Origin of the sequence: Candidatus Contendobacter odensis Run_B_J11 (assembly GCF_000531125.1) — a bacterium.
GTDB lineage: Bacteria > Pseudomonadota > Gammaproteobacteria > Competibacterales > Competibacteraceae > Contendibacter > Contendibacter odensensis.
On the sequence record NZ_CBTK010000123.1, the window covers coordinates 1 to 10,986 of the forward strand.

The window sequence follows — 10,986 nt, forward strand, 5'->3', positions numbered from 1 at the left end:
TATAAATTTTTCAGAAGGGTGTGTTGAAAAATTCCACAACCTGTAAATGATTGCTATAGTTAAAGCTACGATGAAATGAAGGGGTAACTCCGATGACAGAATCTGAAGTTTTTGAGTCGATCTTGGGGATTAAAGAAATGCGTTTGGATCGAGTGGATTGGCGCGATCAAGGTATTCACATGGATGGGTTACGGTTCTCGTAATTTTGTCAACTTTAAGCGACGAGTGTTGCTCAGTCTCGCTTCAGTCCACACCAACCGTCGAAGAATCAAAAATGTTTCTAATAAACTACACCAAGTCCAAAGCCATCGTGCGCAATTTTCAAACGGTGTTGCTCCTACTCTGTATAGCGTTTGTTGGCGCAGCCTGTGTGGACAACCCTTCAGTAATAAAGAGCAGTTCTGCACAGATGGCCGGTGCAGCAACAGGCGATCCCAATTCATTCATGGTGGTCGATTGCCTGTTACCCGGCCAACTGCGTAAACTGGGCGCAACCAAAACCTATCTCACCGCCCGGCGAGCCGTGCGCACTTCAGCCTTGGATTGTGAGATTCGTGGTGGTGAGTATGTCGCCTATGATCGGGCCAATTACGCCACATCCCTCAAGGTCTGGCTGCCGCTTGCTGAAAAAGGCGATACGCTCGCCCAAGTCTATGTCGGCGAAATTTTTGAAAAAGGTATGGGATTGCCACCTGACTATGCAACTGCCGCCCATTGGTACCGTAAAGCGGCCGATCAAGGAAGCAACCGGGCACAAATTAGTCTTGGATTTCTCTATGAGCGCGGTCTCGGAGTCAACCACGACCCGGTTAGCGCGCTGAACTGGTACCGTAAAGCGGCCGGAATGCCGGAGGTCATCACCTTGGAGAGCCAACCCCCCACGAGTCCAGTACAGGTGCAGTCTTTACAAGCGACGGATAGGGGCACCATCCCGCAGATTGAACTGATCGAACCTCCGTTGAAGGCAACCCGTAGCATTGAAGCACCGATTATTAAGACTCGCTCTAATCAGTCCCGCACCATTGTTGGAAGAGTCATTGCGTCAACAGCCATTACTCGCTTATCGCTAAACAACCAGCCATTAACTGTTGATGCTCAAGGTCTATTTCGTGGCGAAATTCAGATCGCTGATAGTAGCCAGCCGGTAGAAATTATTGCAGTTGATAAAAAAGCACGAACGGGGTCTCTGCGAATAATATTTGTGCCAGAATCTGTAGAAGCTAATGTGGCAGTAGAATCCGCAGAGACCGCATCGCTAGCTATCACTGCATCGGCAATCCATCAAATAGATTTTGGTAATTATCATGCGTTAATTATCGGCAACGAAGACTACCTGCACCTCCAGAAATTGGATACACCGGTCAATGATGCCAATGCTATTGCTAAGGTGCTTCATGACCATTATGGTTTCAGAAACACTCTGTTACTCAACGCAAATCGTTATCAAATACTTTCAGCGATTAACAAGTTACGTGAAGATATGACAGACAAGGACAATCTGTTGATTTATTATGCTGGTCATGGCACTCTCGACCGGGTAAATATGCGTGGCTATTGGCAGCCAGTGGATGCTGAGGAAAGTAATACGGCCAATTGGATATCAACTTTTGATATTACCGATTTGTTGAATGTGATGAGTGCCAAGGGAGTTCTGGTCATTGCTGATTCCTGTTATTCTGGAGCAATGACTCTGTCTTCCGTGCCCAACCTCGCAGCAGGACTATCAGAGGAAAAACGTCTACAGGCGTTTAAGCAGATTTCCAGCAAGCGATCACGCACGGTATTGACTTCGGGTGGTCTGGCGCCAGTATTGGATGGTGGCGGTGATGGCCATTCCCTATTCAGCAAAGCCTTGCTTGATATGTTGGAAAATAACCATGATATTGTCGAAGGTCTGAAGCTCTATCAGAACACAGGTAAGAAAGTCTCTTTCGAGGCATCGAAGATACGGTTTTCACAAGTACCGCAGTACGCGGCTATCAGAAATGCCGGCCATGAAGCTGGGGATTTCTTTTTTGTTCCTAGATAATGGTCTTGGCGGGAGTTGGCATAATCAAGGTCAAACCTGTAAAAACTAGGTCGGAGATATTCATGATCGGCGCTGGCAGTGTTAGTGTAGGTGGGCTATTAGATACCAAGTTGTTTATTAATATTTATCAGAATGTTAGGCCATTGTTCAAGCCAACCGTTATAATGATCGACCCCTTCCAGAATTCGTATTTCTGCGCATTTTTTGTTCGACGCTAGACAAGATTCCGCCAGTGAAAGGGGGATGTTAGTGTCGAAGCGGCCGATATAGTGGATTTGTAAAATATGTCCAGGCAACGCGGACATTTCTGCTGGATTAAGAGAACCTTCTAATAAACTGTAGCCGTGCAATCGCGCCCATGCCGTCAGATCAAGATTCCCGGCCAAGGTTATAACGGCGCGAGTTTTCAGAATTCTTTCGGCCAATAACTGTGCTAAGGTTCCACCTCCGCTATAACCGATTAGCACGGCTTCTGATGCGTTGTTTTCCATTAATATACTTTCCAACACTGTGCTAATCGCCGATACAACTTTTTCAGAATATCTTGCATGAGTCCAAAGGAGTGGATGACAAGACGGGTCACGGTTAAAACCATGATAACAAGGCCTGCCGATGAGAACCGAAGGCGAGGGATCCAAGGACATCAGTTGTAAAACCAGATGCTGACGTGGCGTTGGATCATCGTTGATCATTGAACCGCTGCGCCCCCAAGGAGAGCCATCTCCATCCAGATAGACATGAAGTCGTTTATGATTTGAGTCCAGCGACGGGTTCTGGTATACAACGATATTAAAATCCGCTGTGGTCATCACAACGCGATTCAATTGCAGTTCTTTGGCAGCCTGATCATATTTCAGCCACACCGGGGTGCAAGCGATGCAGGAAAACTGAATGGCGATCACCAGAAAACCATTCCGAACTTTTTTGGGCAGTCTCATGTCGTTTCCGGGCGTGGTTTATTTTTGGAAATTCAATGATAATGGTTCACTGAGAACTCTTGTGAAGGTTGGCGAACTTGAGAACTATTCGCAGTGCTTAGTTTTTAGCACAAGCCCTAAATCCCCCTAAAAACTGTCTAGCCCATTGATTGATTAGAAATTCGCTGAATTTAGCTACTGGTGGATATCTGGTTTCCGTAGACTTTTTGGTACTGTAAATTTTCCTGTGATGGCGAGGGTTGGTAGCGTCAGGCTAGGGCGTTGACTGAATCCAACCCATTGATCTCAATAGGTGATGTTCATTTTAACTGCCTGCCGCACAGTTCCGATCACAGGAAAATTTACAGGAGGAAAAATTTTGAATTTTTCTATATATTTTTCAATAGGTTATTTTTGTCCTGTACAGAGTTCAAGGGGTATTAAAGCATAAGAGTATCAACCAGTTACCAACATCAAGTGAGAATTCTATGATGGATAAATCATTAGACGAGTTAAAGAACGCTTTTAATATGCTTTTGGATATTCCTAATGTTGAAGTCGATGAGGTAGAAATTGACCGAGCAGGAAATGATCGGGTCACTATCCAGAGTCCAGAGCGTGGAATGCGTTGTCATCAGCGCGGTCATTTTATTGATCATTTTTATGGGTATGGTGAGTTTATTACGCTGAGACATTGATCGCTGTTCGGTCGGCAGGTTGAACGGCGTCTTCGTCCACCCCGGTACGCATGTCCACGATGCCAAGGGCAGCCAACGACCACTCAAAGAGCGACGGCTCTATGAGACTTCCCGTGGAGACCCCAAGATGTAGGGGTGTAGCATCGGGAGTCGAGTGATGGAAAGCTGCTGGAAATTCCCGCTGACTGGACCTTTGACGATGCCGATCACTCTGGCTGTGCCGTTGGATAGACCCGAGGTTCGGGTGTTGTCGAGTCGAATGGAAGAGGACGATACGCTGCTGATCGAGGTGGAGAGCACCCAGCCCTTTCAAGGCTGTCGATTCCACACATCTTGATTCTAAGGACCAGCCCTTTCAAGGTGCTCAGTTGATGGTTGACGTAACCGTCTGATTCTCTGTTACCCGACTCGGCCTAACATCGGGTTTGGCTAAGAAGAGAGTTCGAGGTTAAATTCAACTTATTGATTTTCAATGTTGTATTTTTACACCTTGAAAGGGCTGATTCTAAGGACTGCTGCCCGCATCTGAAGGGGTAATCAAGCAGCATGAGACGGACGGGATGACGGAGACGGTAGCAGTGAGTTGGGCGGAGCGAACTTGGGGGACGCGCGGTTGAACCGACGGTTGGCCCGAGTAGCGGAACGCTTGAGGGCGCAACCCGGCGCCAGCATTCCCGTCGCCAGCGGGGGCTGGGCGGAGACGCAGGCGGCGTATCGGTTATTGGCGCACGAGGACGTTGATTGGGAAGCGGTGTTGACGCCGCACTGGGACTGTAGCATCGAGTGGATGCGCGGCCAGCCCGTGGTGTTGTGCGTCCAGGACAGCACGGAGCTAAATTACACCCCCCAGCCGGGCATTGCCGGACTGGGGCCATTGAGTGATCTCCGACAGCACGGGTTGTACGTGCATCCGACGTTGGCGGTGACACCGGACGGGGTGCCGCTGGGGGTGCTGGATGCCTGGCGGTGGACCCGCGACCGGGAAACCTTCGGTGAAGACAAGCCCCATGGGCCCATCGAAGCCAAGGAGAGCATGCGCGGGCTCGAAGGCTTCGAGCGCTGCGCCGAATGGGCCACCCCCTTGCCCGACACCCGCTGGGTCTACGTCGCCGACCGGGAGTGCGACATCCACGAGTTCATGGTTCGGACGCGACGCCATCCGCAGATGGACGGGCTGATCCGCGCGGCCCAAGATCGCAAACTGGCCGAAGGTGATACCCTCTGGGACCGGCTGGCACAGGCGCCCGTGCCGGGCGAGGTCAGCTTCACCCTCCCGGCCCGGCCGAACCGGTCGAGCCGACCGGTGGTGCTGACGGTGCGGGCCGAGCGGGTCACCCTGCATCCCAAGGACGGCGCACCGGTGACGGTGACCGCGCTGCGAGCGCGGGAAGAATCCCCGCCGGCCGGGGTTGAACCGCTCGACGGGCGGTTGTTGACCCACTGTGCAGCCGACACCCTCGCCCAAGCGGTCGAATGGATCCAGGGGTATGGCGCGCGCTGGAATATCGAGGTTTTTTTCCGAATTTTGAAAACCGGCTGCCGGGTGGAAGCCTTGCCGCTCAGCACCCTGGACCGTTTAGAACCCGCCTTAGCCTTGTACTTCATCATCGCCTGGCGGATTCAGTACCTGACCGTATTGGGTCGGGTCACCCCCGCCCTGCCCGGCGATGCCGTCCTGGATCCGGCCGAAGGGCAGGCGGTCTACGTCGCGATTCACCGCCGACCCCCGCCGGCCACCCCACCCCCGCTGTCGGCCATGCTCGGTTGGATCGCCCGCCTCAGCGGCTATTTGGGGCGCAAGTGCGATGGTCCCCCCGGCCCTCAGGCCCTCTGGATCGGCTTGCAGCGCGCCCGCGACCTCGCTTGGGGAATGCAATTGGCCGCCGATCTCCATGCTGAATCAACCGGTTAGAGATGTGTGGAATGGACAGCCGCAGAGGGGAGGGGGAGCCAAGCAAGAAGTCGGTCAGCGTTCGGGATCGATGAGACCGGTGCGCAACGCAAAGCGGGTGAGACCGGCCACGTCGCGGATATTCAGGCGCTCCATAATCTGGGCGCGGTGGGTCTCGACCGTTTTAACGCTGATGGACAGACGGTCGGCGATTTCGCGGGTCGAATGACCCTCGGCGATCAGTTGCAAAATTTCCCGCTGGCGCGGGGTTAACGCCTCCATTCCACTCCCAGCCATCGGCTGACCCCGCACCAGACGCAGATACTCGTCCAACAGGTGGCGCGATACCGACGGGCTGAGCCAGCGTTCGCCTTTCTGGATCGCGCGCAGCGCCCGTTCCATCTCGTCCACGGCGGAGTCCTTGACCACATAACCGGAGGCGCCAGCCCGGATCGCCTCCAGCACGTAGGTTTCGGCAGTGTGCATGGACAGGATGATCACTCGAGTGTCCGGTGTTTCCCGGCTGATCAGCGCCGTCGCGTCCAGTCCGTTCAATCCCGGCATACTGATGTCAATCAGTGCGATATCCGGTTGCAATTGGCGGATCAGACGCACGGCCTCGCGGCCATCTCCAGTCTCAGCGACGACGCAAAATCCCTCGAACCCTTCAATCAGGGCACGCAGACCCGCCCGCACCAGGGTATGGTCATCCGCCAGCAATACCTTGATCTCATTCAAGGAAACACCTCCGGCAACGGTATCTCAGCCTCGATGACGGTTCCTCCACCCTGCCAGCTCGTGAGTGCGAACTGACCGCCGAGTAGTTCTACCCGCTCGCGCATATTCATCAACCCCATGCCTCTTCGGTCTTCGGTGGGCTTCTCTTCCGGCGCAAACCCCGTGCCGTCATCGCGGATCACCAGTAAGAGCCGCTGATGGCTGATCTCGACGGCGATATCAATCGTTCGCGCCGCGCTGTGTCGGATGGCGTTGTTGACCGCCTCCTGCACGATCCGGAATACCGCAGTTTCCAGGTCCGGGGACAACGGCGGGACACAATCCCGCACCTCGATCACGCAACCCGCGCGCTCCGCCTGGCGGCGTGCATACCAGTGCAACGCCGCAGACAGCCCCAGATCATCGAGTATCGAGGGCCGTAGATTGAGCGCGGTATCCCGCACCCGTTCAAGCGTATGGTTCACGATCTCAAGGCAGTCGGCGATGCGGCGATGTCCCACCGTATCCAGCGATCTGTTGTTCAACAGGCCCAGATTAAGCTTGAGGGCGGTGAGTTGCTGGCCGAAGTCATCGTGCAGCTCGCGGGCCAGGGTGCGACGCTCCTCCTCTTGCACTAACAGCAATCGCCGCGAGAGCGCTTTAAGGCGCTGGGATGACGCCTGCAATAGCTCTTCGGCCTGCTTGCGTTCGGTGATATCCACATGTAGCACGATGGCCCGCGCCGAACCAGGCCCCAGAAATGGGGTGACTCGCAACAGAAACCAGCGGCGGCGATCCGGAGCATGGCACGGATATTCCAAAATGAACTGATCGGTCGCCCACGCCAGCACCGCCCGAATCCCCGCTGCCGTCGCCTTGGCTTCCGCGCTCCTGGAACCTTGCGCGGCATCGCAGATCGCCAGATAGTTCTGATTCAGGCCGTAGTTGGCATCGCCTAAACCGTTCTCATCGGCGAATTGCTTCCAGCGCGCATTCACCGCCAGGATCACTCCCCGTTCGTCGAGAATCGCAAGATGAACCGGCAGGGAATCGACGACGGATCGCAGAAACTGGGACGCAGTGGGCGCCTTGTCTTCAGCCAGATAGCGTTCAGTAGAATGCATCACCGCAACGTGGCAGCGTTGACCGGTGGCCGAGGCGACCGCAGCGCCGGCAAGATGCAGGTAACGGCGCGGTAATCCTTGGGTGGCGAGAACGATTTTGCAGGTCTCCCTGGACGCGCTGGACAAGACCTGGCCGAGAAAAGTGTTGAAACGGGGTCGAGTGGCTGCGGAGATAAATCGCTCAAACCGCCGGTCGATCAGATTGCAGCGATCTTGGCCGAGTAGAGCTACGCCAGCGGGGTTGACCTCCAGGATGGTTCCGTCGCTGGCGAGTACAAAATAGCCCACCGGCGCAAAGTCGAACAGATCCGCATAACGGCGGCGTAATGCAACGGTTTCCGGCAAAGGATTAGGGTCCATTTTCACGATGCAACTTTCTGAGAGTCATCCCGACCGGCCTCCTGTTTTCGCAGCCTCAGTAAGGCCGAACTCCGAACAGGTACGGGTGAAGTAGCAGTAGCCCTATGAAGGCTCCCAGCCCCCACACCGCTGGCCGGCGCAACTCGGTCCAATGCACTGTCTGGCGCCCACTCAACACGGCCGCAAAAGGCACATAGGAGGTGACGGCGGTGAAACGCCGCCAGCGCTCGCCCTGTTCAGCCGCCATCCGCCGGTCGAGGTGCAACGAACCCAGCAACGCAGTCAGCAGCAACCCGCCGAAAAACAGCAGCGAGGCCAAATCACCGTTGGCAAGGATATGAACTGCTGCCCACAGCATCACGCCCCACATCACCGGGTGGCGGGTGATGCGTAACACTCCGCGAGCCGGTTCTGGTTGATCAAGCTGGTTCTCCATTCCTACCGCCGAAGGGTTTGGGATCATCATCCCGCCGACGACCAGCAGTAACGCTACTGGCATCATCAGCAAGGGTAAATGGCGTACCCCTGGGCCGGGTGGCCATAAATAGAGAAAATGTGACGCCTGGATGTAGGCGGCGATCATGGTCCCCAGCGTTAGCAGTGCGATCAGCGCATACAGCCCCTGAAACCCTTTTTCCCCGATCCGTTGGACCAGCCAGCCCCGCACGGCGGCGCTCGACAGGCCCAAGTGACTGATCAGGAAAACGGCGCTGGTAAAGCCAGTAGCGACAATGGCGGCATTCAACATTCCCTTCTCCTATTTCATTCAGGACTCAGTGTAGTTCTGAAAAGTAGCTGTCAATGTGGGCCGGCCGGGCAATGAGGTAGCCTTGGGCGTAATCGCAGCCCATCTGTGCCAATCGGCTGAATTGCGGTTCGGTTTCAATACCTTCGGTGATGATGTCCATCCCCAGTCCCTTGCCCAACTGGATGATCGCCGCAACGATGTGTTCGCTGCGGGAGTCTTGTAGCATCCGCCGGACAAAACTCTGGTCAATTTTCAGAGTGTCAATGCTGAATTCATGCAGATAGCTCAACGACGAGTAGCCGGTACCGAAATCATCGAGCGCAATGCGGACCCCAAGCTGTTTGCAAGCCTCAATCCACGCTTTCGCGGCGGCGGCATCGCTGAAAACGCTTTCGGTGATTTCCAGCTTCAGGCGGGAGGGATTGACCCCGGTCTCGCGCAAAATGGCAGCCAGTACCGGGATAAAATCCGGATCATGAAACTGGCCGGCGGACACGTTGACGCTGACAAACGCGCCGCAACCGCTGACCTCCGCGTGATTGGCCTCATTTTCGAGCCGTAAGGCAGCTAAACACGCCTCCCGCAAGATCCAGCGACCGAGCGGCACAATGATGCCGGACTCTTCGGCCACTCTGATAAACAGATCGGGCCTGATCATGCCGCGTTCCGGGTGTTGCCAGCGGATCAGCGACTCGAAGCCAATAATGCGCCGACTCGCCATGTCGGCAATGGGTTGCAGGAACAGGCGCATTTCACCGGAGCCAAGACCGGACTTCAATTCATTTTCCAGTCGGATGCGTTCCAGCACCGCCTCCGGCACCACAGCGGCGCTGACGGCATCGTCCTGATTTACCTGCAACTGGCCGCGCAAGCGATTAAGCAATACTGTGAGCAGTAAACTCATGATCGGGTCAGCCGAGGTGAGCCGGGCAATCAATTGGCTGCGTGCAATCACGGTCAGCAGGCTCGCCCCACGAGCGATAGCAGTCGCGGCGCGAGGGGTGTTGTCGAGTATGCCCATTTCGCCTAGCAACTGACCGGCACCGAGTACGGCGATACAGCGCGCATCAGCACCATGGCCCGTATGAATTTCGACGTGCCCGGCAGCTACGACATAGGCGCAGTCGGACGGATCACCCGCCCGGAAAATCACTTCGCCCGGCGCGACCGCCCGGGTCAATAACTCGGCCATGCGTTTGATCTCCTCATCTATAGCAATCCTCTTTTCATTTAGAGCGCTATCTTCCGGTTACGGGAAAGTGTACAGGAAGAAAGCCTTTGATTTTATTCACCAGGCGTGTCGCCTAGGGAAACCTATATAATAAAAAAGAATAAAAATAATTTTTTAGATTCTTTAAATGTTTAGCAGGCTTCGCGTACATTAACGATCTATTTCATAGTACAGCTTGAGGAAAAGAGGGATGTCTGCTTATCACACTGAGCGGGTTTTAAGTGTTCGCCACTGGAACGATACACTATTTAGCTTCAGAACCACCCGCAATCCCGGTCTTCGTTTTCATAACGGCCATTTCGTTATGATTGGACTCGAAGTGGGCGGGCGACCGCTGGTGAGAGCGTACAGCATCGCGAGCGCCAACCATGAGGAGTACCTGGAATTTCTTAGTATTAAGGTGCCCAATGGTCCACTGACATCCCATTTGCAACATCTGAAGGCGGACGATACGGTGTTGGTTAGCCGTAAACCGGTCGGTACGCTGGTGTTAGCGGATTTGAAGCCGGGTCGCTATCTGTATCTGCTTGGCACCGGTACTGGGTTGGCGCCGTTCTTAAGCATTATTCAAGATCCGGAAACCTATGAGCGATTTGAGAAGATCGTACTGGTCCATGGAGTGCGCCGGGTCAGTGAACTGGCTTATGCCGATTTCATTACTCATGAGCTGCCGGCGCATGAATTTTTGGGTGATATGGTGCAAAAGCAGTTGATCTACTATCCCACCGTGACACGCGAACCCTTCCATCATCAAGGGCGGCTGACGAATTTGATCGAGAACGGCAGGCTGTTTACTGATATTGGTTTGCCGGTGCTTGATCCTGAACATGATCGGGTCATGATCTGTGGTAGCCCGGCCATGCTCAAGGAAATTCGTGCGCTGCTGGATGCGCGGGGTTTTTCCATTTCACCCCATATCGGTGAACCGGGGGATTATGTCATTGAGCGGGCGTTTGTAGAGAAGTAGATATTTTTAGCGGTTTCAGTGGGTTGATTCTGAAATAGCACAACTAGATGATGTTATAAAAATTTGCTATAGCGCTCCTGTTTGAATTGTGGAATTCGTGTAGCACCGGGATCTTGCCGGTGATGAGCAGACGGGCCGGCTCCCCGGGCGACCTCCACAACCGGTTTAAGGTTGCTATAGCAAAAAATTACCCCCGTGACGCAGGTTTTGAATGTTAATGTTGGTTATTTTTTAACCAATTTAAGCCTGCGCCATCAACCCCGCGATTTTTCAAGCCTCGCAATCCTCACATCTTCGCCTTGCC

9 protein-coding genes are annotated in these 10,986 nt (G+C 54.2%); 4 read left to right on the forward strand and 5 right to left on the reverse strand.

Features of this window, described 5'->3' with window-relative positions:
* The first annotated feature begins 274 nt into the window (after positions 1-274).
* Positions 275-2,029: a caspase family protein gene (locus BN874_RS09480; protein ID WP_051497654.1), complete on the forward strand. Its 1,755-nt coding sequence runs from the start codon at positions 275-277 to the stop codon at positions 2,027-2,029.
* A gap of 98 nt (positions 2,030-2,127) precedes the next feature.
* Here BN874_RS09480 and BN874_RS24420 read toward each other — a convergent pair whose 3' ends face one another.
* Positions 2,128-2,967, reverse strand: coding sequence for a dienelactone hydrolase family protein (locus BN874_RS24420; RefSeq protein WP_154724840.1), 840 nt, complete (start codon positions 2,965-2,967; stop codon positions 2,128-2,130).
* 467 nt (positions 2,968-3,434) lie between these two features.
* Between BN874_RS24420 and BN874_RS24425 the strand changes: the two genes are divergently transcribed.
* Together BN874_RS24425 and BN874_RS09500 are read left to right on the forward strand one after the other, a co-directional pair.
* Complete coding sequence (locus BN874_RS24425) at positions 3,435-3,644, forward strand: hypothetical protein (protein WP_195912153.1); 210 nt, start codon at positions 3,435-3,437, stop codon at positions 3,642-3,644.
* Between the two features lie 583 nt (positions 3,645-4,227).
* On the forward strand, positions 4,228-5,556 hold the full coding sequence (locus BN874_RS09500) for an IS4 family transposase (RefSeq protein ID WP_034432497.1): 1,329 nt from the start codon (positions 4,228-4,230) through the stop codon (positions 5,554-5,556).
* A gap of 54 nt (positions 5,557-5,610) precedes the next feature.
* On the opposite strand, the gene BN874_RS09505 is transcribed toward BN874_RS09500, so the two are convergent.
* From BN874_RS09505 to BN874_RS09520, 4 genes are read right to left on the reverse strand one after another with little or no spacing between them, the layout of a single operon-like run.
* Positions 5,611-6,273, reverse strand: coding sequence for a response regulator (locus BN874_RS09505; RefSeq protein ID WP_195912154.1), 663 nt, complete (start codon positions 6,271-6,273; stop codon positions 5,611-5,613).
* The gene (locus BN874_RS22485) at positions 6,270-7,736 is read right to left on the reverse strand and encodes a PAS domain-containing sensor histidine kinase (RefSeq protein ID WP_051497656.1); all 1,467 of its coding nucleotides are present in this window, start codon (positions 7,734-7,736) and stop codon (positions 6,270-6,272) included. The genes BN874_RS09505 and BN874_RS22485 overlap by 4 nt, the downstream gene beginning before the upstream one ends.
* Positions 7,737-7,791: 55 nt before the next feature.
* Positions 7,792-8,484 (reverse strand): NnrU family protein, encoded by a 693-nt coding sequence (locus BN874_RS09515; RefSeq protein WP_051497657.1) that lies wholly within the window; start codon positions 8,482-8,484, stop codon positions 7,792-7,794.
* Between the two features lie 25 nt (positions 8,485-8,509).
* On the reverse strand, positions 8,510-9,676 hold the full coding sequence (locus BN874_RS09520; RefSeq protein ID WP_051497658.1) for an EAL domain-containing protein: 1,167 nt from the start codon (positions 9,674-9,676) through the stop codon (positions 8,510-8,512).
* 229 nt (positions 9,677-9,905) lie between these two features.
* On the opposite strand from BN874_RS09520, the gene BN874_RS09525 reads away from it, so the two are divergent.
* Positions 9,906-10,682, forward strand: coding sequence for a ferredoxin--NADP reductase (locus BN874_RS09525; RefSeq protein ID WP_034432499.1), 777 nt, complete (start codon positions 9,906-9,908; stop codon positions 10,680-10,682).
* The last annotated feature ends 304 nt before the right edge of the window (positions 10,683-10,986 follow it).

What these genes read in the sequence shown, in the direction of transcription:
- BN874_RS09480 (WP_051497654.1), top strand. Translation starts at nt 275, where the DNA reads ATGTTTCTAATAAACTACACCAAGTCCAAAGCCATCGTGCGCAATTTT.
- BN874_RS24420 (WP_154724840.1), bottom strand. Translation starts at nt 2,967, where the DNA reads ATGAGACTGCCCAAAAAAGTTCGGAATGGTTTTCTGGTGATCGCCATT.
- BN874_RS24425 (WP_195912153.1), top strand. Translation starts at nt 3,435, where the DNA reads ATGATGGATAAATCATTAGACGAGTTAAAGAACGCTTTTAATATGCTT.
- BN874_RS22485 (WP_051497656.1), bottom strand. Translation starts at nt 7,736, where the DNA reads ATGGACCCTAATCCTTTGCCGGAAACCGTTGCATTACGCCGCCGTTAT.
- BN874_RS09515 (WP_051497657.1), bottom strand. Translation starts at nt 8,484, where the DNA reads ATGTTGAATGCCGCCATTGTCGCTACTGGCTTTACCAGCGCCGTTTTC.
- BN874_RS09520 (WP_051497658.1), bottom strand. Translation starts at nt 9,676, where the DNA reads ATGGCCGAGTTATTGACCCGGGCGGTCGCGCCGGGCGAAGTGATTTTC.
- BN874_RS09525 (WP_034432499.1), top strand. Translation starts at nt 9,906, where the DNA reads ATGTCTGCTTATCACACTGAGCGGGTTTTAAGTGTTCGCCACTGGAAC.